This is a genomic window from Undibacterium sp. WLX3042, assembly GCF_049544825.1.
Lineage (GTDB): Bacteria > Pseudomonadota > Gammaproteobacteria > Burkholderiales > Burkholderiaceae_D > Undibacterium.
The window spans coordinates 2,011,848-2,035,803 of record NZ_CP186698.1; the positions used below are offsets into that span (position 1 = coordinate 2,011,848).

The following is a 23,956-nucleotide window of genomic DNA, read 5'->3' on the forward strand; positions in this document are numbered from 1 at the left end:
CAATATGGAAAGCACTTTCACAGATCAATGGAAATCAATACTGACAGGCGGTAAGGATTTACTGTCGGGTAATGACGAAATTCCAATTGCCGGCAGAGTCACTAAAGTCACAGGTCTGGTCATGGAAGCCGTCGGTCTGCGCTTACCGGTCGGAAGTGCGTGTTCCATCCATTTGGCGAGCGGCGCAAAAATAGACGCTGAAGTAGTGGGATTCGACGGCGACAGGCTTTTTCTGATGCCGCACAGCGATCTGGAAGGCGTGACTCCAGGCGCGCCCGTTTTTGCGGAAGAATCAAGACCTAAATCTAATCACCCTATGCGAAGGCCCAGCGACAGGAGCCGCCAGCTTCCGGTCGGCTACCAGTTATTAGGACGGGTACTAGATGGCAACGGACGGCCGTTAGATACGCTCGGCCCTCTGAAAACAACTGAATCTGCTCCACTCGCGGCAAGAATTTACAATCCTCTGGAACGGGCGCCGATTGTTGATACCCTTGATGTCGGCGTCCGTGCAATCAATAGCATGCTTAGCGTCGGACGAGGACAACGTCTGGGATTATTTGCGGGTTCAGGGGTTGGTAAAAGTGTTCTGCTGGGGATGATGGCAAGGTTCACCACAGCAGACGTTATCGTCGTCGGACTGATTGGCGAACGCGGACGCGAGGTAAAAGAATTTATTGAACAGATTCTTGGCGAAGAAGGACTGGCAAGGTCAGTAGTCGTCGCGGCACCGGCAGATGCTCCTCCACTATTGCGATTGCAAGGCGCTGCGTACGCAACAACAATCGCCGAATATTTCAGAGATCAGGGACATAGTGTTTTGCTGATCATGGACTCCCTAACCCGATATGCGATGGCGCAACGTGAAATCGCGCTGGCGATCGGCGAACCGCCGGCGACCAAGGGCTACCCTCCCTCGGTTTTTGCGAAATTGCCCGTACTTGTTGAGCGCGCCGGTAACGGGAAAGAAGGCGGAGGTTCGATTACTGCATTTTATACAGTGCTGACTGAGGGGGATGATCAGCAGGATCCGATTGCAGACTCGGCTCGAGCAATTCTTGATGGACATATTGTGTTAAACCGGACCTTAGCTGAGAGCGGACATTATCCGGCAATTGATATTGAACAATCAATCAGCCGTGCCATGCACAGCATTACGACGCCTGAACACCAGCAACTTGCCAGAAAATTGAAACAACTCTACTCACGATATGAACGCAGCCGCGATCTGATCAGCGTCGGCGCGTATGCACCCGGCTCAGACCCGTTGCTTGATGAAGCGATACGCTTACATCCGAGAATCATTGCATTTTTGCAGCAGGATATTACTCAAAAATGCAGCATATCGGAGAGCTTAGAGGGACTTCGGGCTCTATTCCAAGGATAAATAATTTTAGTTCGTCCTATACTTAGTTACAGATGGCAAAGAGATCACCAATCAATACCTTAATTGAGATCGCAGACCGGGAAACCGATGATGCGGCTAAGCGTCTCGGACAAGCTATTCGTTATCATGAAGAAACGCAAAGCAAGCTTGATCTGCTGATTCAGTATCGTGCTGATTACGACAGTAAATTTAAGGCTGCTGCCGCTGCCGGCATCAGCGCGAGCCAGTATGGAAATTTTATGAGCTTTTTAGCGAAACTGGATAGCGCAGTCGAAGGACAAAAAGAAGTGATTCGCAATGCAGAGTCGAAAGTTCAGGCTGCAAAGATTGACTGGCAAGGAAATGAAAAAAAGCGTTTGTCATACAACACGCTTGATCACAGACTAAAAACGGTGCAGCAAAAAAAAGAAGCTAAATCCGATCAGAAACAAACCGACGATTTTGCCGCACGGGCGTATTTTTACAAATCAGAGTAGCAACTTAAAACGTCAGAATTTATGCAAACACTCAATATTATCAGCGCACCAAGCAATCCAAATAGTGCGACGAAATCAGTCAAGAGCAATCCTGTGGTGAATGCTGAAAATTCTTTTAACAAGCTGCTCAAAAAAGAAATCAACGGCAATAAGGCGACATCTGCGTCAGCGCCACAGGATACGAATGGAAAAATACCTGCAAAAAATAGTGAGCCCCCAAAACAAGACCCCGCGACTCCGCCTGAAGAATTAAACGGTGCCACTACTGGTTCAAAAAAAACTGAAGACACAGAAAAAGACGACAACCAGACCGAAAAAAAAGATGTCAACGACAGTGATCAACAACTGATTCAACTTTTTAATGCCTTAAATGACATTTCAAGGTCAGCACTACCGAAATCTGGTGGTGACGTCACCATTAAGAGTGATAAAAGTGCCGGTATAGATGCAACATCCAGTGGATTGTCATTACCACCATTGACTGAAAAAAATGCCTTTCCTACGACTGAAGCATCAAAAGAAGCAGCTTTTGACGTCATTGTGAGCAATGCCCTGTCAGCACATAATGAAACCGGCACCGAGAATATTGCGACGCTGACACCCGTTACTACGGATACATCGTCGCCCGTTAAAAGCAAAGAAACCATATCTGACACCCCTCTTTCATTTGCGGATCAATTGAACGTCAAGTCTGAAAAAAGCGATCCAGTCAAACTGCAAGCAGGCGTTCAACAGGATGCAGCGCAAAAAACAAGTCTATCTGCCGAAAAATTGGAACGATCCGTTGATAAGCTTGCGTTCGTCATGCCTAAAGATGAACCTGTCAGCCCGGTCAGTGTCCAGCAAGCTACGCCACAACAACAGCTGAACGCCACGCAGAATGCGACGATTACCGGTGTCGTTTCTGCAAACCAGATTTCACCTCCGTTGAATACTTCCGCATGGGATAAAGCAGTAGGACAAAAAGTAATCTGGATGGTTGGCGCAAGCATGCAGTCTGCGGAATTAACGCTGAATCCACCTGATCTGGGGCCATTGCAAATCGTCTTGAATGTCACAAACGATCAGGCAAATGCAACATTTATATCGGCCCATCCGGACGTCAGGGATGCATTGGAGGCATCTTTGCCGAAATTGCGTCAGATGATGGATGATGCCGGGGTTCAGCTATCCGGCTTTTCAGTCAACGCTGAAGCATCCCATCAGGGACAGCAAAGTCGCGAATTCGGACATGCAAATCGGGCGACATCGACTGTCTCAAATAACACGAACGATATTCACATTGGCAATCAACCGATATCGGATGCAAAGGCAAGCAAAATCATCTCCCGCATTGGCGCAGTCGACACCTTTGCATAGCGCTTAGTTGTAAAACTTGTCTCTCAAACAGGTAGAATAAAGAAATAAAGCGTTTCACCGGAATAATGCATCTGTTTTATATGTTGATCGCATTATTTTTCAGAATCGAAAAGATGAGCGGTATTTGCCCGTCTTTTCTTCTGTTATTCCGTGCTTTATTTAGAAGATAATATAAAAAATAGCGGAAAAACACCGCTGCTTGAGAGGAAAAACATGGCAAAAAAACCTGCTAAAGCAGCGCCCGAAACGGGCGATGCTGCTCCGGCAAAATCAAAGAAAAAGCTCATTATTATCATTGCAGCCGCAGTACTGCTTCTCGGCGGTATCGGTGGCGGTGCTGCTTTCTTTTTATCAAAAAAATCTGCCTCCAAAGAAAAAGAGCACAAAGAAGAACCTGCAAAAGCTCCCGTTTTTCTTCCCTTGGACGCATTTACGGTGAACCTGCAATCGGACAGTGGTGATAAATATTTACAAATCGCGATGACGCTTCAGGTTGAAGGTGAAGATCAGTCATCCCTGATTAAAGCAAATATGCCCCAGGTACGCAGTCGCCTGCTTTTACTCTTGTCGAGCAAAGATGCCAATGACATCCTCTCTACTGAAGGTAAAGATAAGCTGGTAGAAGAGATCATTGAAAAAGTTAATCAACCTTTTACTGCGAAAGGTGAGCCACAAAAAGTAAATGGCGTTTTCTTTACTTCCTTTGTAGTTCAATAGCACTATGTCAGATAATTTCCTCTCCCAGGAAGAAGTTGATGCCCTTTTAAAAGGCGTCACGGGAGATCAAGATGACTCTCAGTCTCAAGAAGACACATCGGGTGTACGCCCCTACAACCTTGCGACGCAGGAACGCATTGTTCGTGGTCGCATGCCGACTCTGGAAATTATTAACGAGAGATTTGCGCGACTCTTACGCATAGGCCTGTTTAACTTTTTGCGACGCAGTGCAGAAGTTTCCGTTGGTACGGTCAGGGTATCCAAATACAGCGAGTTCATCCGTAACCTGGTTGTACCAACCAATCTGAATCTGGTGCACATGAAACCGCTGAGGGGGACCTCTCTGGTTGTACTTGACCCTGGTCTGGTGTTTCTTCTGGTCGATAATCTGTTCGGTGGTGATGGCCGCTTTCACACTCGTGTTGAGGGTCGGGATTTTACCCAGACAGAACAAAGAATTATTCAGCGTATTCTGGAAATTATTTTCGAAACCTATGCAAAGTCGTGGGAGCCAGTTTATCCGGTGGAATTTGAATACATCCGGTCCGAAATGAATACCCAGTTTGCCAATATTGCGACACCGAACGAGGTAGTCGTTTCCACAACCTTCACGATAGAATTGGGGCCAGTCAGTGGTGAAATGCACATTTGCATGCCCTATTCTACGATTGAGCCTATCAGGGATATTCTGACCAGTAGTCTGCAAGGCGAAACACTGGAAGTGGACAAACGCTGGGTACGTCTGATGACGCAACAGATTCAGATCGCGGAAGTGGAAATAGTTGCAGATTTAGGCACAACCCGTGTCACACTGGGCGATATTCTGAATATGAAAACGGGAGACATCATTCCTTTGAATATTCCGGAAGTTATCTCTGCCAAGGTTGACGGTACTCCGGTGATGGAGTGCAAATATGGTGTATTCAACGGACAATATGCGTTACGCGTGGAAAAACTGATCAGTTCCAGCGTACAAGAAGTAGCAGCACAAGGAGAAAGTCATGGATGAAAATACCGATAGCCCGATCAGCGAAGACGATTGGGGCGCAGCGATTGCTGAACAGGAAAAAGCCGATGCTGCTGCAGCGGCTGCCGCTGCAGCAAACCAAAAATCTGAACCACCAGCAAGCCCAGCGATATTTAAAGAGTTCAGTGCAAAGGGAAGTTCGACTGAAACGCACAATGATATCGACTTCATTCTCGATATTCCTGTACAACTGACGGTGGAACTGGGAAGAACTAAAATCGCGATTAAAAATCTGCTGCAACTGGCGCAGGGCTCAGTCGTAGAGCTCGACGGCCTGGCTGGTGAGCCGATGGATGTGCTGGTAAATGGCTGTCTGATCGCTCAAGGTGAAGTGGTGGTCGTTAACGATAAGTTCGGTATTCGTCTGACCGATATTGTCACGCCAGCAGAACGTATTCGCAAACTGAACAAATAATGAAACCAGACAGCAAATTCATATCGTTATTTTTTCTGGCTGTTTCCGGCAACACCTTTGCTGCTGAAACAGCAACGCTAACACCCGGAGCTGGATTGCTCCAAATCAGTCTGGCACTGCTTTTCGTTCTCGGTTTAATGTTTTTGGTGGCCTGGGCGTTCAAACGAATTAATCCGGCAATCTCAGGAAACAAGATACCGATGAAAGTACTGGCCGGACTGAATCTAGGGAACCGTGAGCGTGTCATGGTGATTGAAGTCGGGGATCAATGGCTGGTGCTGGGCGTCACAGCTTCAAATATCACCAATTTAGCGACTCTCCCAAAACAAGACTCGTTATTGCAAGCAATACCAACAAATAGCAACTCTTTTCAGGGGTGGCTGCAACGAACAATAGAAAAGCGTGGCAACACACCGACTGACGCAAATACGTAAATTCCGCATGAAAATCCTGCGCTCTTCGCTTCTTTACTGTTGTCAGATTCTCGTTCTGATCGCGCTCATCTTCCCCGATATTGCTGCCGCTCAGTCTAACGGCGCATTACAGGCAATTACGAGCACTCCTGCTGCGGGTGGCGGACAAAATTACTCGCTGAGCATACAAACACTGCTATTCCTGACGGCTCTCAGTTTCATCCCTGCGGCGCTGCTGATGATGACTAGTTTTACCCGCATCATCATTGTCTTATCGTTGCTACGTCAGGCATTGGGAACGCAGTCTGCACCGCCGAATCAGGTGATGGTCGGGCTGTCACTGTTCTTAACCTTATTTGTAATGGGGCCTGTCTTCGACAAAATTTATGCAGAAGCCTATACACCCTTCGCGGAAAATAAAATTTCCATGATGGAAGCGATGGATAAAGGGGCGGCGCCACTCAAGCAATTCATGATGAAACAAACCCGCCAGGCGGATCTCGCCTTGTACGTCAAATTATCCAATACCCCGCAATTGCAGGGACCTGAAGAAGTATCGTTGCGAGTATTGATTCCGGCCTTTATTACCAGTGAATTGAAAACAGCTTTTCAAATCAGCTTCGCTATTTTCATTCCATTTCTGATTATTGATATGGTCGTAGCCAGTGTCCTGATGTCCATGGGTATGATGATGGTGTCCCCCTCCATCGTATCACTGCCGTTCAAACTCATGCTGTTTGTTTTAGTGGATGGCTGGCAGTTAATCATAGGTTCTCTGGCGCAAAGCTTTTATTAAGGACAAACATGACCCCCGATAGTGTAATGATGCTTGGCAGACAGGCAATTGAAGTGACTTTACTGGTATCAGCACCTATGCTGCTGGTAGCATTGGTAATAGGTCTGTTAGTCAGTATCTTTCAAGCGGCAACCCAGATTAACGAAACGACTCTTTCTTTTATTCCAAAGCTGGTCGGCATTTTCGTCACGCTGATTATTGCCGGGCCGTGGATGCTGACCATACTCACTGATTACATGAGACAAGCATTCACCAGCATCGCAACGATGGCCGGATAAACTATCTGCTATGCTTTCCGTCGGCAGTAATGAGTTAATCGCTCTCATCACGTCGTTCATCTGGCCTCTGACGAGAATTCTGGGGATGATTGCCATCACCCCTCCATTCGGCAATAACACGGTTCCGGTACAAATTAAAATAGCTCTCGGAGTCATGATTGCGCTCATTGTTGCACCTACAATTTCTGTCCAACCAGATGTTGATCCTGTCTCGCTCGCGGGGATAATGATCATCGCCCAGCAACTCGTGATCGGTCTGGGTATGGGGTTTGTAATACGCATTGTTTTTGCTGCAGTCGAAATGGCCGGTGAGGTATCGGGATTAACGATGGGACTGGGTTTTGCTACTTTTTTTGATCCACTGAGCCAAGGACGATCCTCTGCTATTGCGCAATTTCTGGTATTGCTGGCAACCTTGATTTTCCTGACATCAAATGCGCATCTCGCATTACTCAGCGCATTGATTGAAAGCTTTAAAACAATACCGATATCAACAACACTGCAAAGCGGATTCAATGTTCACAAGCTTGTGATCTGGGGTGAACAGATTTTCATCACAGGACTCAGGCTGGCATTGCCGATTGTGGCAGCGCTGCTTGTGATTAACGTTGCACTTGGAATACTGACCCGTGCCGCGCCTCAACTAAATTTATTTGGTATCGGTTTTCCAATCACGATCGGCGTTGGCTTCCTGATGGTAGGTTTGATATTGCCGTATCTTCTGCTGCCGATTGAAAATTTATTTCAGCAAGGTTTGGAAACGATACAATCTTTAGGAACATCGGCCACATCAGCTTCAACACCACAATTAAGACCTCCCCACAACAAATAATGTGACGGATAAACCAATGCCTGACTACTTAACACTCTTTTCCTCAGAACAAATCAGGCAGCTGGAGACGCTGGGAAATCAGCGAAGCCTTGGTACATCGTTGATGCAAAAAGCGGGAAAAGCTGCCGCTGATTTTGCCATGACCCTATCAAAACAAACCGATGCTCCTGTTCTGATTGTGGCAGGACCAGGGAACAATGGAGGTGATGCTTGCGAGACTGCAGCCAATTTAGCTGCAAACGGATTCAGCGTCAGCATTCTGCTTTGCGCTGATCCTCAAAAATACTTACCTGAAGCGCACTTTTGTTTTGAACACGCGATCACCAAAGGCGCAAAAATTATTGCACCTGAAGAGTTTCTTGCGCTCCAAAACACAAGTTGGAGCCTGATCATAGACGGTCTGTTCGGCATAGGACTTACCAGAGAAATTACTGGTATCTACGCCGATGTCATTGTCAGGCTGAATTCCCTGTCCAGTAAAAATAGTATCCTCGTACTGGCACTCGATACTCCCAGCGGATTAGATACAGATACCGGTGTGGTGCATGGTCAGCAGCACATCGCGATACGTGCGGACTATACGCTGACATTTATAGGAAACAAACCTGGGTTACACACGGCCGATGGTAAAGACTACGCGGGCAAAGTCATCGTTTGTCATTTAGAACTCCCTGAATATATCTACCCGATTAGCAGTTGTGTTTTAAATTGCCCGAATAGTTTCGAGTTCGTTATGCCTGAACGTAGACAGAACAGTCATAAGGGAATCTACGGCAACGTCATCATTATCGGCGGTGCCGACGGCATGACAGGTGCTGGAGTACTCGCTGCGAGAAGTGCGCTATTTTCAGGTGCGGGTAAAGTGTTTATCGGATTCATTCAGCCAATAATCAGTTACGACCCTTCTTACCCGGAAATTATGTGCCGGGATGCGAAAGACTTAGAGTATGCAACAGGGGTAGTTGTTGCGGGCCCGGGCATGGGGAGTTCTGAAGCCGCCAGAGACATTCTGAATGCAATATTAGACGCAGGTACGCCATTGGTACTTGATGCCGACGCACTTAATCTGATCGCAGCAGATAACGCGCTTCAGAAAAAGCTCAGTAACAGAACCACTGCATCTGTTCTTACTCCGCATCCATTAGAAGCAGCCCGTCTTCTAGGGAGCACCGTAAAAGAAATTCAGCAAAACCGTTTGTCTGCTACAAAACAGTTATCGTCGAGATTCAACGCAGTCGTAATCCTGAAAGGCGCCGGCAGCATCATCGCAAGCCCTGATGGTTCTTTGCGTATCAATACAAGCGGCAATCCGGGATTGGCAACTGGCGGCACTGGAGATGTGCTGGCAGGCCTCTGCGGCGCCTTGTTAGCGCAAGGATTTCACTGTTTTAATGCTGCTCAACTGGCGACATGGATACACGGTAATGCCGCCGACAAACTGGTCAGCAAAGGAACAGGTCCTTTGGGAATATGTGCCAGCGAATTGCCGGTTGAGATCCGGAATGGCCTTAACTCACTAGTACACTCGCGCCATAGTCAGGTATAGGTTTACTCAACCAGACTGTTAATTTGTTCTGGATTTAATTTTTCAGTCGCCTGCTCACAAACAATCCCGGCACAAGAAATCGCAGCGGTTAATTTTTCAATTTGTTCTTGTTGCGACACCGCGTGATCAATCAACTTATGTAACACTTTAGAAATCGGATCGTCACTGCTCTGCGTAACGCCATAGGCTGAAAACAAACTATCGGTGACCGTATCATTTGCACTGGGTTCTTTTTTGACGATATGCGCAGGATTACCCACCGCAGTTGCCCCCGCAGGAACAGGCTTCAGCACAACAGAGTTAGAACCGATTTTTGCTCCGGCACCTATCGTAAAACTCCCCAACACCTTGGCTCCTGCACCGACAATGACACCGGCTTCAAGGGTTGGATGCCGCTTTGCGCCGCGTGATAAAGATGTTCCGCCTAAAGTCACGCCCTGATAAATCGTACAGTCATCACCAATTTCTGCAGTCTCACCGATGACAACGCCGAAACCATGATCGATAAACACCCGGCGACCGATGGTAGAACCGGGATGAATTTCAATGCCGGTAATCACGCGCGCAATATAAGAGATGAAACGTCCCAACCACTTGAGTCCATGAACCCAGCACCAATTTGCCCAGCGATGCATCACAATCGCCTGAAAACCGGGGTAACAAGTCATCACCTCCCATGCATTCCGAGCGGCCGGATCTTTCTTAATAATGCTGGCAATATCTTCACGAAAATGACTGAACATGTGACGGTGCAAAAAATAGACAGGCTAGGATAGTAGCTTATTCAGAAAAAGTGCGCCGAAGCGCACTTAAAAACATCGAGTATCAGTCGGCATTCAAACTGATTTACTTAAACGCTGGCGCCGCGCTTCATATAAACAAACACCGGACGCAACGGAAACATTCAGGCTCTCAACAGAACCGAGCATGGGAATACTGACCAGAACGTCGCAGGTTTCTCTCGTCAGTCTGCGCATCCCCTCACCTTCAGAACCCATCACCAGAGCGCTGCCACCTGTGAAATTCACATCGTAGATTGTCTGATCCACGTCATCCGATGTTCCCACCAGCAAAATGTCCCGTTCTTTCAGTTCTCTTAATGTGCGGGCCAGATTGGTCACGGTGATATAAGGTACGGTTTCTGCGGCACCGCTGGCTACTTTTGCTGCTGTCGCATTCAATCCTACCGCACGGTCTTTTGGTGCAATTACGGCATGCGCGCCGACACCATCAGCAACACGCAAACATGCCCCCAGATTATGTGGGTCAGTGATGCCATCAAGCACCAGCAGTAATGGCGGACCATCAATTGCATCCAATAACTCATCAAGATTCCGTGCCAGAGATAACTCACCTGCCTTCGCGACGACACCTTGATGGCGACGGGTACCAACGATGTTAGATAAACGCTGATCGTCTGCAGGGATGATACGGATTCCCGCAGATTTAGCCGCATGCAAAAGCTCCTGCATGCGCCGGTCACTGCGTCCGGAGTCAACATAAATTTCTTCCACAGACGATGCTTCGTGACGAATACGTGAAGTCACCGCGTGGAAACCAAAAATCATTTTACTTTTCATATTGCTCTTTACTAAATTAACTTAACGTCTTTTTTTTGCCGTTTTCCCTACAGATTTACCGTGGGACGGCGATTTATTTTTACCGGTAACAAGGGATTTTTTAGACGACTTTGCAGGGCGAGAGCCTGACGGACGCTCAAATTCCATAGACTCAATGACTGATCCCCGTCTTGCGCCAGAAACTACTTTTCCAGCAGGCACAGGGAACGAAGAAGCATTTCTTTTTTTGTCAGCTCCAGATCCGCGACTAACAGCAGCATTAGCGGAAACATTTTGAACCAGGCTCAAATCAATTTTACGGGCATCAAGATCTACCCGGCTTACCAGCACCTTTACTTTATCGGTCAATTGATAACGCTTCCCAGTGCGCTCTCCGCGCAATTCGTGTCTGGCTTCGTCGAACTGGAAGTAATCAGCACCTAGCTCGGTAATATGGACCAGGCCTTCGATGAAAATATCGTCTAACTGAACAAAAATACCGAATTGTGTCACGCCGGTAATCGTGCCCGTAAACTCTTCACCAAGTTTGTTTTTAATGAAGTAGCATTTCAACCATGCTTCTACGTCCCTGGATGCTTCGTCGGCGCGACGTTCGTTTGCAGAGCAATGTGTTCCCAACGCGTCCCAGATCGTGAGATCTTTCTCAGCCTTCTTTTTACCCGCGGCTTTATCTGCTGCCTGCTGCTTACGCGCAGCATTTGAAACTGTAGTGTTCAACAAACTAAGGTTAATGCCCTTTGGTTCGTAAACCTTTCCTTGCAAAACAGCCTTGATGGCTCTGTGCGTCAGCAGATCCGGATAACGTCTGATAGGACTGGTGAAATGTGCATACGCCTCATAAGACAAGCCAAAATGGCCTATATTGTCAGGACTATATACCGCTTGCTGCATGGAACGCAGCAACATCGTCTGCAATAGTTGTGCGTCTGGACGTCCTTTAACCCTCTCCAGCAACGCTGCATAATCAGATGCAGTTGGGCTGTCACCACCACCAAGAAATAAACCGACCTGTTTCAGAAAATTTCTGACCTGAGTAAGCTTTTCCTTGGTAGGACCAGCATGTATCCGGTAGGTACCGGGGTGTTTGTAGGTTTCAAGCAAATTCGCGGCACATACGTTGGCGGCCAACATACATTCTTCGATCAACTTATGTGCGTCATTTCTTGTGCGTGGAACGATTTTTTCTATCTTGCCCGCGGCATTACAGATAATGTACGTTTCCGTGGTTTCAAAATCAATCGCACCACGCGCCTGACGGGCTCTCAACAAGGACTGAAACACGGCGTATAAGTTACTCAGGTGTGGCACCAACAACATACGCTTGGCGGCAGCTGTTCCTTTCGTATTCCCGAGAATTTCAGCTACTTCAGTATAGGTAAACCGTGCTGCCGAGTGAATTACCGCCGGATAAAACTGATAAGCCTTAATCTCACCGTCTTGCGTGATCACCATATCGCATACCAGCGTCAGCCTATCCACATCGGGATTCAATGAGCACAATCCGTTCGACAGTTTTTCAGGCAACATCGGAATTACGCGACGCGGGAAATAAACGGATGTGCTGCGCAACAGCGCATCTTCATCCAGTGCATCATTCGGTGTCACATAGTGGCTGACGTCAGCAATAGCAACTATTAGACGATGGCCATTGGCGCGCCCGATCTTTACTGGTTCACAGTAAACCGCGTCATCAAAGTCACGCGCATCTTCACCATCAATCGTAACCAGTGGAATGTCACGCAGATCAACTCTGTTTTCCAGGTCTTTAGCCTGCACTTCAGATGGCAATTTTGCTGCCATTTTTTTTGCAGCATCCGAAAACTCGTGAGGAACACCAAATTTTCTGACGGCAATTTCTATCTCCATTCCAGGGTCGTCGATATCCCCCAGAATCTCGACAATTTTCCCGACTGCTTGTGCGTAACGGGTGGGTTGCTCAGTCAACTCTATACTGACTACCTGCCCGGCCTTCGCTTTACCGGGTGAACCTGCGAGCAAAATATCCTGGCTATAACGTTTATCCTCCGGTGCAACAATCCAAACACCATTTTCATTTAATAAGCGACCAATAACATGCGTATTAGCACGCTCCAGTATCTCAACGATACTACCCTCCAGCCGCCCGCGCCTGTCGGTGCCGGTAACTCTCGCAGTCACACGATCACCGTGCAATACCTTCTGCATTTCCCGTTCCGGCAAAAATAAATCTTCGCTGCCATCATCAGGAATCAGGAAGCCGTAACCGTCCCGATGGCTGCTGACCTTACCAGAAATAAAGTTGTCCTGATTCGCCAGCACGAAATGCCCGGACTTATCCGATGCAATCTGACCATCACGCTCCATCGCGTTTAATCGTCGCGTCATACCATCAAGCTCCTCGGTTTTTACACCCAGCCTGGCTGCAATAGCATTTGCTGTCAGCTTTACTTTAGTTGTACGCAAAACACCTAAAATATCTTCGCGACTCGGAATTGTGTATAAATGCTTGTTCAAATGTTGTCAATTTCTATAAAAGTTAAATCATGCCCCGAATATACAAGACATCTGTGCAGTTTACCGGAGCGCACGTTATTTAGCTAACGATTGTTAAGCAGACCAGGTTCTTGACTTAATCCAGAAATAATCTATAATAAGCGCCTTCTGTCGCCCACGTGGCGGAATTGGTAGACGCGCATGGTTCAGGTCCATGTGCCGCAAGGTGTGGGGGTTCGAGTCCCTCCGTGGGCACCAAATACTGAAAGCCCGTTGATTTTATCAACGGGCTTTCTTCATTCCAAGAGCGATTTTCATCGCACATATGCGAACACAAAAACTAATTCAAAATTTTAATTGAAGGCATAGCAAATTAATCGCGGTTGCTCTATAATAACGCCTTCTGTCGCCCACGTGGCGGAATTGGTAGACGCGCATGGTTCAGGTCCATGTGCCGCAAGGTGTGGGGGTTCGAGTCCCTCCGTGGGCACCAAATACTGAAAGCCCGTTGATTTTATCAACGGGCTTTTTCTTTTCCAGAAAAAACTTCAATCATCAGCTGAGCAAAATCTGGCAAATAAAAAACGGGAGCATCGCTCCCGTTTTTTATTTATGAAATTAGGCAGTCTCGCCTTTTTTCAGCCAGGCATTCAATTGATGCGGCCTGATACTGTCATATTCTTCAAATGGTTGATGGATCCATGGGTTTGTCGCAAGATAATCAAGATGAAAATCAGGTGCCACCGAAGAACACGCTTTGTACCAAATCACGGCCGACTTAACATCAGTCACTGCTGGGAAATTTTCACGTAAGTGATGCAGAACACGCTCAAGTGTCACGCCAGAGTCAACCAGATCATCGACAACCAGAACGCGTCCCTGCAAAGAACCTTTAGTCATCGAAATATACTTACCGATATCCAGAGAGCCCTGCACAGTACCCGCATCCTCTCGATAAGAACTCGTCGAAAGAATCGCCAAAGGAACGTCGAAAATTCTGGAAAAAATATCCCCAGGTCGCAGACCACCACGGGCAAGACACAAAACCTGGTCAAATTTCCAACCAGACTCATGCACTTTGAGAGCCAATTGCTCAATAGAGCGATGGTAGGCATCCCAGGAGACCCATAGATCTTTATCCGTAGAAGCAGGTGTATTCATTTTTATTTTTCCTTTAGATAAACGGATGGCGTAATACGATAGTCTCTTCACGGTCAGGACCGGTAGAGACCATATCTACAGGCACTCCGACAAGTGCCTCGATGCGCTTAATGTAGTTGCGGGCATTCTCAGGTAAGGCTTCCATACTCTTTGCACCGACCGTCGACTCTGACCAGCCAGGCATTTCTTCGTAAATCGCCTCGCACATTGCCGCCTCTTCTGCGCCAACTGGGAAAATATCAACGATTTTTCCACCCAGCTTATAACCAGTACACAACTTCAACGTTTCAACACCATCCAATACATCAAGCTTGGTCAGGCACATACCGGACACACCATTAATTTGCACAGACCGCTTCAGCAATGCCGCATCAAACCAACCGCAACGGCGCGCGCGCCCAGTCACCGTACCAAATTCATGCCCTACACTCGCCAAATGCTGTCCTACCCCCTGATCCGTCGGCAACTCAGAAGGGAAAGGACCGGAACCAACGCGCGTCGTATAGGCCTTAGTTATACCGAGGATGTAATGCAGCATGTTCGGGCCAACACCGGTACCCGCAGCAGCATTACCAGCAACACAATTACTGGATGTAACAAAAGGATAAGTGCCGTGATCGACGTCTAGCAAGCTCCCTTGCGCTCCCTCAAACAGCAGGCTTGCACCAGCCTTATGAGCAGCATACAAAGCACTGGAAACGTCAGTAACCATAGGACGAATCCGAGGCACCAAAGCGAGCGTATCATCCAGTGTCTTTTGATAATCAACCGCTGGCGCCTTAAGATAATTCGTTAACACAAAATTGTGATAATCCAGATTTTCCTTCAACTTCTCGGCAAAACGCTCGGCATTTAATAAATCAGCGACGCGGATTGCACGACGAGCAACCTTATCTTCATAGGCAGGACCAATTCCCTTACCCGTGGTACCAATTTTTGCGGCACCGCGAGCTGCTTCACGAGCCGCATCCAGCGCAGCATGGTAAGGAAGAATAACCGGGCATGCCTCAGAGATTTTGAGACGGGAAACAACCTCCACACCGTTTGCCTGCAATTTATCAATCTCACGCAAAAGATCAGGAACAGACAAGACTACGCCATTACCGATATAGCAAGCCGTTCCTTCACGCATAATTCCGGAGGGAATTAATTGCAGCGCCGTCTTTTGCCCACCAATCACCAGCGTGTGACCGGCATTGTGACCGCCTTGAAACCGCACCACTCCCTGGGCATGATCTGTCAGCCAGTCAACAATTTTTCCCTTACCCTCATCGCCCCACTGAGTACCAATGACGACGACATTTTTCGCAATTTTATTGTTTGACATTACTCAACCTACATTTTGAAGAATCCATTGTTTACCATCGAATACGACTACGCGATTGCAGTCAAACTCGTCTTGTTCATTCTCGTGTCCCGGGAGGCTTTGAATCACTACTTCACCATCACTGCGTAACGCCGCTATTTTCAGCAATAATCCTGCGTCACGGCTCCAGGGGGCGCGGATCGCCCCTTTTCTCTCTGCAACCGGCATCAGACGCGCAAGCTCACGCAAATCCAAAGAGAAACCTGTTGCGGGCCTGGAACGACCGAAAGCCTCACCAACATGATCATAACGCCCGCCACGTGCAACGGCATTTGGCAAACCCGGAACGAACGCGCTGAACATAACGCCACTGTGATAGTGATAGCCTCGCAGATCGGCGAGATCGATCGTCACCTTATCGTTACCAACCAGATTAGCGAGGTACTCGAGCTCAGAAAGTGCAGATATAACGCCGCCCAAGTTCGGCAGTTCTTGTCGCGCCCGGCCGATCACAGACACATCACCATATAAAGTCGGCAAAACCAGCAAAGCCTGCTTGACCTCAGGAGAAAAACCTTCACTGATATTTTTTAAACTTGGAATATCTTTAGATTCCAGCAAAGCAAACAGAACGTTCTCTTGCTGCTTAGCTAGCGGATCCGTTTCCAGTATGGCGCGCAACACTCCTACGTGGCACAAATCCAGACGTACTTGCTCAATGCCAGCCAACCTCAAACACGCAAGTACCAGCTCCTGGATCTCGGCATCAGCCTCAAGTCCTGCGTGTCCGTATATTTCAGCACCAATCTGGATTGGCTCCCGTGTTGCATGTAAACCGGATGGCTTTGTGTGTAATACGTTACCGGCGTAGCAAAGACGGGTTACCGAACTGCGGTTTAAAAGATGGGCATCAATGCGCGCAACCTGGGTCGTCATATCTGCACGAACCCCCATCGTACGGCCAGACATCTGATCAACGAGTTTGAATGTGCGTAAGTTCATATCCTGACCAGCGCCAGTCAGAAGAGACTCAATATACTCCAGCAACGGAGGCATGACTAATTCATAACCATACAAACGGAAATGATCGAGAAAAACACGTCGCAAATCTTCTATCTTGCGAGCCTCGGAGGGCAAGACGTCAGCAATATTTTCAGGTAAGAGCCAGTTAGGCATGAAAAACAATCAAAAATTAAAAAAAGAAAGTTTGAACTTTATAGTACTCATCCGGCAAACAGCGATCTGCGCCCAAATGACGCAGATCGCTGTTTAATCAGAATATGTATAAGTATTACTTAGATTTCGCTGCAGAGCCAGCATTAACAGAACTGCCGGGGGCTTTAAAATATTTGAAAAACTCAGAACTTGGATCAACGACAACAACATCACTCTTATTTTTAAAGCTCGCTTTGTATGCCTCCAAGCTTCTGTAAAATTTATAGAACTCTGGATTCTGACTAAATGCCTGTGCATAAATTCTTGAGGCTTCAGCATCACCCGCACCGCGCATTTGCTCTGCTTCACGGTAAGCTTCGGCGAGTATCACGACCCGCTGACGATCCGCATCAGCCCTGATCTTTTCCGATTCGGCCGAACCCGTAGAACGAAGTTCATTCGCCACGCGCAGACGCTCAGATTTCATACGGTCATAAACAGAATTATTAATCTGCTCAACATAATCAACGCGTTTCAAACGAACGTCGATGATATCGACGCCAATTTGCTTGGCTTCTTCGGTCACTTTACTTTTGATCGCTTCCATGACTTTTCCGCGCTCTCCTGAAATCACCTCACGAACAGTACGCTTGGTAATTTCATCATTCAGTGCGGCTTTTACGATCTGAGACAGCCGGTCTTTTGCCCTTCTCTCGTCACCACCAAAGCTCACATAGTACAGCTTTGGTGCAGTAATTTGCCATTTCACATAAGAGTCGACAAGAATGTTTTTCTTTTCTGCCGTGATAAAACGGTCAGCTTCAGCCGAATCAATCGTTAAAATACGCTTATCGAGCAACAAAACATTTTGGAATGGCGGAGGTAATTTGAAGTGCAAACCGGGCTCGCTGATGACCGATTTAACTTCTCCAAACGCAAATACAATGGCATGCGATTTCTGATCGACAATAAAAATCGTTGAATAAGCGACCAGAAGAGCAGCGACTAACGCCGTAAAAAATGAAATCAGCTTATTCATCAGCGCACCTCTCTGTCACGTGAATCACGAGTATCTCTGGTACGCCCATCTTTGTTGTAACGCATCTCCACAGAAGGAATCTGCTCTGCCGGGGCTGGCGCAGCTGGCTGAGCCACAACTGGCTTAGAGCTATTTGATTCAGAGGCCATCATTTTATCAATAGGCAGATAGATCATATTATTACTTTGCTTTGTATCCATCAGAACTTTACTCGTGCTCGCAAAAATCTGTTGCATCGTTTCGAGATACATCCTGTCCCTCGTCACTGCAGGTGCCTTCTGATACTCACTTAATACCTGCTTAAAGCGGGACACATTACCCTCTGCATTTGCGACAATCCGTGACCGATACCCTTCTGCTTCTTGCAACGTGCGTGAAGCTTCACCGCGCGCCTTTGGAATCACGTCATTGGCGTAAGCCTGGCCTTCGTTTTTTTGCCGCTCTTTATCCTGACCTGCTTTGACTGCATCATCGAATGCAGCCTGCACCTGCTCTGGTGGCTGGACACCCTGCATTGTGATATTCGTGATCTGAACACCAGCCTTGTAGCGCCCCAATATCTGTTGCATCAGAGTGCCGACATCCATGGCCACTTTTTCTCGCCCTTCGTACAGGACGAAATCCATCTTGCTTTTCCCCACAATCTCACGGATCGCCGTTTCTGCAACCTGGCGGATCATTTCATCCTGGTCGCGATTGTTATAGAGCCACTCAGCAGCACTTTTCAATTTGTATTGAACTGCAAACTGAATGTCCACAATATTCTCATCATCAGTCAGCATTAAAGACTCATGCGCCTGCTTGTTCTTAACATTCGAACGATAGCCCACTTCGATCGTACGAACCTGTGACACATTCACAATTTCGTGATTCTGAATCGGATAAGGCCAACGCCAATTCATACCCGCACCATTAACATGGCTGTACTTTCCGAAAGTGGTCACAACGGCGTTCTGTCCTTCCTGCACGATAAAGATACCGCTGACCAGCCAGACAAAAACAAAAACGAGCGCGACCGCACCGACGCCAAATTTCGCCGTCGAGGAATTTGGGTTGAACCCACCACCATCACCGCCGGTTTTTTGCCCTAAAAAACGCGATAAACGCTGATTCAGATCTTTCCAGACCTGCTCAAGGTCAGGAGGAGTTTCGGCAGGTTTCTTACCGCCTTGATTATTGTTTGATCCACGCCCCCACTGAGGATCGTTCAGTGACAACGTAACACCAATTTTTTTTAGAATTGAACCAATCATTCTTCAGATATCCAATGAGTAATGTTCGAACTACTGGAGATTAAAACGAACGTCGTCAAATTGAGGAGTTAATTTTTCATCTGACATTTGCAGCGCTTTCACAGAAGCGAAATCAGCGATTGCGTCGCGTAACAGACTTAGTCCGGCGCTGGTGCGGGCACTCAAAAAAACCCGGTCGATTTTACCATATTCATTATAGGCAACCGACGGCTCCAGACCAGCCAGATCAATCTTATTAAACACAATCAGTTGAGGAATATGGTCCGCACCAATCTCTTTCAATACCTGATTCACCTGAAAAATTTGCTCTGTTCTGACGGGGCTGTTTGCATCAACCACGTGCACCAGCAAATCAGCGTGAATAGTTTCTTCCAGAGTGGCTCGGAATGCCGCGACCAGTTGATGAGGCAATTCACGGATGAAGCCAACCGTATCTGAAATAACAACGCTCCCAGCCTCGCCAAGGTAGAGACGTCTGGATGTTGTATCTAGGGTTGCAAACAACTGATTTGCAGCATAAGCACCGGCTTTTGTCAGCGCATTAAACAATGTTGACTTACCTGCATTTGTGTAACCAACCAATGAGACCGAGAATGTTTTACTGCGATCACGTGATCGACGCTGGGTTTCACGCTGCTGACGTAACTTATCCAGCTTTGCTTTGAGCATCTTGACGCGCTCACCCAAGAGACGCCTGTCTGTCTCGAGCTGAGTCTCACCCGGCCCACGCAAGCCAATACCGCCCTTTTGCCTTTCAAGGTGGGTCCAGCCGCGAATCAACCGCGTCGCAAGATGCTGCAGCTGTGCCAGCTCAACCTGTACCTTACCTTCATGACTTTTTGCTCTCTGAGCAAAAATATCAAGAATGAGACTGGTACGATCAATAACACGGATCTTGAGACGACGCTCCAGATTTCTTTGTTGAGCAGGAGATAAAGCGTGATTAAAAATAACGAGATCAAGCTCAGAATCAGTAACAGCAGCATACACCTCATCGGCCTTACCTGAGCCGATAAACAAAGCTGCATCTGGACCAGACCTTTTGCAAGTAATTGTCGTTACAACGTCCGCTCCGGCAGATTGTGCTAGCAGTGAAAGCTCTTCGAGACTGTCAGCAAAACCTTCTTTGCCGAAATCAACACCGACCAAAGCGGCGCGCATATTTAAAGACATGTATCCAAATGATCAGCAGCCAAAGATTACTCTGCCTCAGCTTCGGAATTTATACTCACAGCACGCGCAGGCACTACAGTGGAGATAGCGTGTTTGTAAACCATTTGCGTCACTGTATTTCTCAGCAACACGACATATTGATCGAAAGATTCAATATGTCCCTGTAACTTAATACCATTTACCAGGTAAATAGATACTGGGATATGTTCTTTACGCAGTGCGTTCAGAAACGGGTCTTGTAACAGTTGCCCTTTGTTGCTCATAACAGCTCCATTGTGTTGTTGTGATCAGGAGTTTGGGATCATCTTGCATTTTTCAAGTAATCCACCCGACATTACAGATATCCGTAATGTTTTTTAGTTCAATTCGCACGGTACTGTATCATGCGAGACCGTTTAAACTAATTACTTCGTTTTATCAAACGGATTCTTACCAGAGCGCATTTCTATTCTCAGAGGCGTACCCACTAACGAAAACGTTTCCCTGAAATGCTTTTCCAAGTATCGTTTGTATGCATCACCGACCGCCTCCAGCGCATTGCCATGAATGACAATAATAGGCGGATTTTGTCCACCCTGATGAGCATAACGCAATTTTGGCCTGATCGAGCCCTTGCGTTTAGGTTGCTGATGTTCAACAGCTTCAATCAGGGCACGAGTCAATTTTGGTGTAGATAAATTCGCCATCGCAGCAGCGTAAGCAGAATCGATCGATTTCATTAATGGGCCGATACCTGTCGATTTCAGCGCGGAAATGAAATGGAATTTAGCGAAAGTGAGGAAATTTAACTTTCGCTCGATGTCCATTTTAATTTCATCGCGTCTATCACTTTGCAAGCCATCCCATTTATTCACTCCAACAACCAGGGCCCGGCCTGATTCAAGAATAAATCCCGCAATATGCGCGTCTTGTTCAGAAATATCCTGCTGTGCATCCAGCAACAACAAAACGACATTTGCCTCAGAAACAGATTGCAGGGTTTTAACAACTGAAAACTTTTCAATTGCTTCGAAAACCTTACCACGTCTGCGAATACCGGCGGTATCAATCAATGAATAATGTTTTCCATCCCTCTCGAACGGAATCTCAATCGAATCACGCGTTGTCCCGGGCATGTCAAAGGCAATCACACGGTCTTCACCAAGCAAAGTATTTACCAAAGTCGATTTACCGACATTCGGACGTCCGACAATCGCAATCCGGATACCCTTAACATCTTCCTCAGATGGTTCTGATTCTGGTGGACGTTGAGAAAACGCAATATTCAGCGACTCTTCCACCAGGTCAGCAACACCGTCACCATGAGCGGCTGAAATCACATATGGATCACCAAGTCCAAGCTCATAGAAATCTGCTGTTACTGAAGAATATTTCATACCCTCAGCTTTATTGACAACCAACATCACCGAGCGACCTGACTTACGCAGAAAATCTGTAATAGTTTTATCGTGCGGTGTCAGCCCCTGACGTCCATCGACGATAAAAATAATGACATCAGCTTCAGCAACTGCTTGCTTGGTCTGCTTTGCCATTTCATGCAAGATACCATCTTTCGCTACTGGCTCAAACCCACCGGTATCAATTACCAGAAAAGGTCTTTCACCAATACGCCCCTCGCCATAATGACGATCCCGTGTCAGCCCTGGCAAGTCAGCCACCAAAGCATCACGTGAACGGGTAAGCCGATTGAACAGCGTGGATTTGCCGACATTTGGTCGACCTATAAGTGCAATAACCGGCTTCATTTAATATTACTGGGTTGCGATTGCAACCACTGATCCTGATTTTGTTTGAACAATCAGATTGGAGCCGACCACAACAGGTGCAGCTAAAATCTGACTACCATCAGTAGAAACTCTACCGATGAAAGAACCATCTTCTCTGGAGAGAAAATGCACGTAACCCGCCAGGTCGCCGACAGCAACGGCACGACCAAAAGAAACAGGTGCTGATAAGCGACGGTTAGTAAGCTTATCATTTTTCCAAGCGCTTGATCCTGATTCGCGATTATAAGCAGTCACGGCACCACTGACATCCGCAGCAAAAACAAAGCGCTCGTCAACCCCGACACCGACTTCGCTGGAAATTTTCTTTACCCAACGAAGCGCGCCCGTGTTCAGATCAAAACAACCGACCCGCCCCTGATAAGCACTGGCGCAGACATCGCGCCCGACAATCGCTGGAAAGCCCGACACATCAGCAACACGCTCGAGCTCCGTCGCACCTTTCGGCTCTCCGACAACCGCCTCCCAGCGCAAGCCACCGTTCGCCAGCGATAACGCAGCCATACGGCCACCCGGTAAAGCAATAATCACCTGATCGCCAGCAACAACTAAGCCCGGAAATGCTCGCAATGTCAACGCTGGCAAATTGCGCTCAACTACCCATTTCCGGGCGCCGGTATCAACATCATAAGCGCTGATCTTGTTGTCAATACTACGAACAACCACCAGGTTCTCAGATAAAACAGGAGCAGATAAAATTTCTGTCAAATCCTGATTTTTCCAACGCAGCTTGCCTTCATTATCGAACGCAAACAATCCACCTTTATCACCAGCAACAACGACCGTTCTCGTATTCGCCCCAACACCACCAGTCAGACGCACTCCGGCATTCACACGCCAGTCCGCACGACCAGTAACGGCATCAATCTTCAGCAAGGTCCCGTCAGCCGCTGCAACATAGAGCTGCTGACCGACAATTGCCGGCGAAAATACGTAATTCTGAGACGAACCAACCTGAACAGACCATAACTGTTTAACAGAAAGAGTCGGCTTTATCTCCAGCAATGGCGCTGGTGCGTTTTTTTCAGATTTTGAGGAGAATGGATTCCAAGAAGAACATCCGGCCAGAACACACAATGCAGCCGCCGAAATTATTTTGGCAGAAAAATGCATAACCACTCCCGTTATTTACTTACTGACTCAACAGATCCACCAATGGCATCCAATTTAATTTGAATTAATTGTTTGACTGAATTTTTTTCTGTCGTCTTATCCAGTGCAAGCTGATAGGATTTCTTCGCCTCATCCAGTTTAGCCTGCGCGACAAAAATATCACCTTTTCTATCTGCGACGTCTGCCTGCAATTCCGCTGGGAATTCGCCCGACAACTGCTTCAACGCTTCGTCAAACAATTTCTCGTCAAGCAAAACTCCAGCGAGACGAACCCGGGCTAAAGCTTTGTATTCCTCGCCCTTACCAGTATCTATTACCCATTGGAGCTGAGTTTTTGCTGCTTTCAGATCATTAGCATCAAACGATGCCTTGGCTGACACCAGTGCCGCCATTGATGCATACGCAGTCGCCGGAAACTTCTCTTTCAGATCATTCACTGCACGCTGAATCTTCGCTGCGTCTTTCGCAGTCACGGCTTTTTGCAATTCTTCATAAAGCTGAGAAGCCTGTCCCGCCTGGTTTGCCTGATAGTTATTCCATTGAACCCATCCCGCATAGGCCGCAAGCGCAATAATCAGAACCCATGTAATTAAATTACCGTATTGTTTCCACGCTGCTTTCAGTGTTGCGAGTTGCTCTTGTTCTTCGAGATCGTATGCCATGTTTTTTTATAA

24 protein-coding genes and 2 tRNA genes are annotated in these 23,956 nt (G+C 47.4%); 13 read left to right on the top strand and 13 right to left on the bottom strand.

Features of this window, described 5'->3' with window-relative positions; translation table 11 throughout:
• Positions 1-4 precede the first annotated feature (4 nt).
• From fliI to ACPAOP_RS09135, 11 genes are all read left to right on the top strand, one after another.
• Positions 5-1,387 (top strand): flagellar protein export ATPase FliI, encoded by a 1,383-nt coding sequence (gene fliI / locus ACPAOP_RS09085; protein WP_423682083.1) that lies wholly within the window; start codon positions 5-7, stop codon positions 1,385-1,387.
• A gap of 32 nt (positions 1,388-1,419) precedes the next feature.
• Positions 1,420-1,863, top strand: a complete 444-nt coding sequence (fliJ, locus tag ACPAOP_RS09090; protein WP_423682081.1) for a flagellar export protein FliJ — start codon at positions 1,420-1,422, stop codon at positions 1,861-1,863.
• A 21-nt stretch (positions 1,864-1,884) separates the two neighbouring features.
• Positions 1,885-3,222, top strand: coding sequence for a flagellar hook-length control protein FliK (locus ACPAOP_RS09095; protein ID WP_423707736.1), 1,338 nt, complete (start codon positions 1,885-1,887; stop codon positions 3,220-3,222).
• Positions 3,223-3,435: 213 nt separating this feature from the next.
• The gene (fliL, locus tag ACPAOP_RS09100) at positions 3,436-3,939 is read left to right on the top strand and encodes a flagellar basal body-associated protein FliL (RefSeq protein ID WP_423682079.1); all 504 of its coding nucleotides are present in this window, start codon (positions 3,436-3,438) and stop codon (positions 3,937-3,939) included.
• 4 nt (positions 3,940-3,943) lie between these two features.
• On the top strand, positions 3,944-4,948 hold the full coding sequence (gene fliM, locus ACPAOP_RS09105) for a flagellar motor switch protein FliM (RefSeq protein ID WP_423682078.1): 1,005 nt from the start codon (positions 3,944-3,946) through the stop codon (positions 4,946-4,948).
• Positions 4,941-5,381, top strand: coding sequence for a flagellar motor switch protein FliN (fliN, locus tag ACPAOP_RS09110; RefSeq protein WP_423682077.1), 441 nt, complete (start codon positions 4,941-4,943; stop codon positions 5,379-5,381). The genes fliM and fliN overlap by 8 nt, the downstream gene beginning before the upstream one ends.
• Positions 5,381-5,815, top strand: a complete 435-nt coding sequence (gene fliO / locus ACPAOP_RS09115) for a flagellar biosynthetic protein FliO (RefSeq protein ID WP_423707737.1) — start codon at positions 5,381-5,383, stop codon at positions 5,813-5,815. Before fliN ends, fliO begins: the two co-directional genes overlap by 1 nt.
• A gap of 7 nt (positions 5,816-5,822) precedes the next feature.
• Positions 5,823-6,590 (top strand): flagellar type III secretion system pore protein FliP, encoded by a 768-nt coding sequence (fliP, locus tag ACPAOP_RS09120; protein ID WP_423682280.1) that lies wholly within the window; start codon positions 5,823-5,825, stop codon positions 6,588-6,590.
• Positions 6,591-6,598: 8 nt separating this feature from the next.
• Positions 6,599-6,868 (top strand): flagellar biosynthesis protein FliQ, encoded by a 270-nt coding sequence (gene fliQ, locus ACPAOP_RS09125; protein ID WP_186883524.1) that lies wholly within the window; start codon positions 6,599-6,601, stop codon positions 6,866-6,868.
• Between the two features lie 10 nt (positions 6,869-6,878).
• A complete protein-coding gene (fliR, locus tag ACPAOP_RS09130; RefSeq protein ID WP_423682074.1) occupies positions 6,879-7,700 on the top strand; it encodes a flagellar biosynthetic protein FliR in 822 nt (273 codons plus the stop codon).
• A gap of 16 nt (positions 7,701-7,716) precedes the next feature.
• The gene (locus tag ACPAOP_RS09135) at positions 7,717-9,246 is read left to right on the top strand and encodes an NAD(P)H-hydrate dehydratase (protein ID WP_423707739.1); all 1,530 of its coding nucleotides are present in this window, start codon (positions 7,717-7,719) and stop codon (positions 9,244-9,246) included.
• 2 nt (positions 9,247-9,248) lie between these two features.
• Here the strand turns inward: ACPAOP_RS09135 and cysE are convergent, their stop codons facing one another.
• The 3 genes from cysE to rnr form a co-directional block, all read right to left on the bottom strand.
• Entirely contained in the window at positions 9,249-9,989 is a 741-nt protein-coding gene (gene cysE, locus ACPAOP_RS09140; protein WP_423707740.1) for a serine O-acetyltransferase, read from the bottom strand.
• 93 nt (positions 9,990-10,082) lie between these two features.
• On the bottom strand, positions 10,083-10,826 hold the full coding sequence (gene rlmB / locus ACPAOP_RS09145; protein WP_423682071.1) for a 23S rRNA (guanosine(2251)-2'-O)-methyltransferase RlmB: 744 nt from the start codon (positions 10,824-10,826) through the stop codon (positions 10,083-10,085).
• Positions 10,827-10,847: 21 nt separating this feature from the next.
• The gene (gene rnr, locus ACPAOP_RS09150) at positions 10,848-13,319 is read right to left on the bottom strand and encodes a ribonuclease R (RefSeq protein WP_423707742.1); all 2,472 of its coding nucleotides are present in this window, start codon (positions 13,317-13,319) and stop codon (positions 10,848-10,850) included.
• Between the two features lie 152 nt (positions 13,320-13,471).
• Between rnr and ACPAOP_RS09155 the strand changes: the two genes are divergently transcribed.
• A tRNA-Leu gene (locus ACPAOP_RS09155) sits at positions 13,472-13,556 on the top strand.
• A 150-nt stretch (positions 13,557-13,706) separates the two neighbouring features.
• A tRNA-Leu gene (locus ACPAOP_RS09160) sits at positions 13,707-13,791 on the top strand.
• 125 nt (positions 13,792-13,916) lie between these two features.
• Here the strand turns inward: ACPAOP_RS09160 and ACPAOP_RS09165 are convergent.
• The 10 genes from ACPAOP_RS09165 to ACPAOP_RS09210 form a co-directional block, all read right to left on the bottom strand.
• Positions 13,917-14,459: a phosphoribosyltransferase gene (locus ACPAOP_RS09165; RefSeq protein ID WP_423682069.1), complete on the bottom strand. Its 543-nt coding sequence runs from the start codon at positions 14,457-14,459 to the stop codon at positions 13,917-13,919.
• A gap of 13 nt (positions 14,460-14,472) precedes the next feature.
• Positions 14,473-15,786: an adenylosuccinate synthase gene (locus ACPAOP_RS09170; protein WP_423707744.1), complete on the bottom strand. Its 1,314-nt coding sequence runs from the start codon at positions 15,784-15,786 to the stop codon at positions 14,473-14,475.
• 3 nt (positions 15,787-15,789) lie between these two features.
• Positions 15,790-16,941, bottom strand: coding sequence for an ATP phosphoribosyltransferase regulatory subunit (locus ACPAOP_RS09175; RefSeq protein ID WP_423682066.1), 1,152 nt, complete (start codon positions 16,939-16,941; stop codon positions 15,790-15,792).
• A gap of 115 nt (positions 16,942-17,056) precedes the next feature.
• A complete protein-coding gene (gene hflC / locus ACPAOP_RS09180) occupies positions 17,057-17,959 on the bottom strand; it encodes a protease modulator HflC (protein ID WP_423682065.1) in 903 nt (300 codons plus the stop codon).
• The gene (gene hflK / locus ACPAOP_RS09185) at positions 17,959-19,212 is read right to left on the bottom strand and encodes an FtsH protease activity modulator HflK (RefSeq protein WP_423682064.1); all 1,254 of its coding nucleotides are present in this window, start codon (positions 19,210-19,212) and stop codon (positions 17,959-17,961) included. The genes hflC and hflK overlap by 1 nt, the downstream gene beginning before the upstream one ends.
• A 30-nt stretch (positions 19,213-19,242) precedes the next feature.
• Positions 19,243-20,373 carry a GTPase HflX gene (hflX, locus tag ACPAOP_RS09190; RefSeq protein ID WP_423682279.1) on the bottom strand — a complete coding sequence of 377 codons (1,131 nt, stop codon included), beginning with the start codon at positions 20,371-20,373 and terminating at the stop codon, positions 19,243-19,245.
• Between the two features lie 38 nt (positions 20,374-20,411).
• Positions 20,412-20,648, bottom strand: a complete 237-nt coding sequence (gene hfq / locus ACPAOP_RS09195; protein ID WP_186883535.1) for an RNA chaperone Hfq — start codon at positions 20,646-20,648, stop codon at positions 20,412-20,414.
• A gap of 141 nt (positions 20,649-20,789) precedes the next feature.
• Positions 20,790-22,130: a ribosome biogenesis GTPase Der gene (gene der, locus ACPAOP_RS09200; RefSeq protein ID WP_423707746.1), complete on the bottom strand. Its 1,341-nt coding sequence runs from the start codon at positions 22,128-22,130 to the stop codon at positions 20,790-20,792.
• Between the two features lie 6 nt (positions 22,131-22,136).
• Positions 22,137-23,282 carry an outer membrane protein assembly factor BamB gene (gene bamB, locus ACPAOP_RS09205; protein ID WP_423707748.1) on the bottom strand — a complete coding sequence of 382 codons (1,146 nt, stop codon included), beginning with the start codon at positions 23,280-23,282 and terminating at the stop codon, positions 22,137-22,139.
• Between the two features lie 11 nt (positions 23,283-23,293).
• Positions 23,294-23,944 (bottom strand): YfgM family protein, encoded by a 651-nt coding sequence (locus ACPAOP_RS09210; RefSeq protein WP_423707749.1) that lies wholly within the window; start codon positions 23,942-23,944, stop codon positions 23,294-23,296.
• Positions 23,945-23,956 lie beyond the last annotated feature (12 nt).

Bases quoted from the DNA above. Each gene is read 5' to 3' on its own strand.
- fliI (WP_423682083.1), top strand. From the start codon at position 5: ATGGAAAGCACTTTCACAGATCAATGGAAATCAATACTGACAGGCGGT.
- fliJ (WP_423682081.1), top strand. From the start codon at position 1,420: ATGGCAAAGAGATCACCAATCAATACCTTAATTGAGATCGCAGACCGG.
- ACPAOP_RS09095 (WP_423707736.1), top strand. From the start codon at position 1,885: ATGCAAACACTCAATATTATCAGCGCACCAAGCAATCCAAATAGTGCG.
- fliL (WP_423682079.1), top strand. From the start codon at position 3,436: ATGGCAAAAAAACCTGCTAAAGCAGCGCCCGAAACGGGCGATGCTGCT.
- fliM (WP_423682078.1), top strand. From the start codon at position 3,944: ATGTCAGATAATTTCCTCTCCCAGGAAGAAGTTGATGCCCTTTTAAAA.
- fliN (WP_423682077.1), top strand. From the start codon at position 4,941: ATGGATGAAAATACCGATAGCCCGATCAGCGAAGACGATTGGGGCGCA.
- fliO (WP_423707737.1), top strand. From the start codon at position 5,381: ATGAAACCAGACAGCAAATTCATATCGTTATTTTTTCTGGCTGTTTCC.
- fliP (WP_423682280.1), top strand. From the start codon at position 5,823: ATGAAAATCCTGCGCTCTTCGCTTCTTTACTGTTGTCAGATTCTCGTT.
- fliQ (WP_186883524.1), top strand. From the start codon at position 6,599: ATGACCCCCGATAGTGTAATGATGCTTGGCAGACAGGCAATTGAAGTG.
- fliR (WP_423682074.1), top strand. From the start codon at position 6,879: ATGCTTTCCGTCGGCAGTAATGAGTTAATCGCTCTCATCACGTCGTTC.
- ACPAOP_RS09135 (WP_423707739.1), top strand. From the start codon at position 7,717: ATGCCTGACTACTTAACACTCTTTTCCTCAGAACAAATCAGGCAGCTG.
- cysE (WP_423707740.1), bottom strand. From the start codon at position 9,989: ATGTTCAGTCATTTTCGTGAAGATATTGCCAGCATTATTAAGAAAGAT.
- rlmB (WP_423682071.1), bottom strand. From the start codon at position 10,826: ATGAAAAGTAAAATGATTTTTGGTTTCCACGCGGTGACTTCACGTATT.
- ACPAOP_RS09165 (WP_423682069.1), bottom strand. From the start codon at position 14,459: ATGAATACACCTGCTTCTACGGATAAAGATCTATGGGTCTCCTGGGAT.
- ACPAOP_RS09170 (WP_423707744.1), bottom strand. From the start codon at position 15,786: ATGTCAAACAATAAAATTGCGAAAAATGTCGTCGTCATTGGTACTCAG.
- ACPAOP_RS09175 (WP_423682066.1), bottom strand. From the start codon at position 16,941: ATGCCTAACTGGCTCTTACCTGAAAATATTGCTGACGTCTTGCCCTCC.
- hflC (WP_423682065.1), bottom strand. From the start codon at position 17,959: ATGAATAAGCTGATTTCATTTTTTACGGCGTTAGTCGCTGCTCTTCTG.
- hflK (WP_423682064.1), bottom strand. From the start codon at position 19,212: ATGATTGGTTCAATTCTAAAAAAAATTGGTGTTACGTTGTCACTGAAC.
- hflX (WP_423682279.1), bottom strand. From the start codon at position 20,373: ATGCGCGCCGCTTTGGTCGGTGTTGATTTCGGCAAAGAAGGTTTTGCT.
- hfq (WP_186883535.1), bottom strand. From the start codon at position 20,648: ATGAGCAACAAAGGGCAACTGTTACAAGACCCGTTTCTGAACGCACTG.
- der (WP_423707746.1), bottom strand. From the start codon at position 22,130: ATGAAGCCGGTTATTGCACTTATAGGTCGACCAAATGTCGGCAAATCC.
- bamB (WP_423707748.1), bottom strand. From the start codon at position 23,282: ATGCATTTTTCTGCCAAAATAATTTCGGCGGCTGCATTGTGTGTTCTG.
- ACPAOP_RS09210 (WP_423707749.1), bottom strand. From the start codon at position 23,944: ATGGCATACGATCTCGAAGAACAAGAGCAACTCGCAACACTGAAAGCA.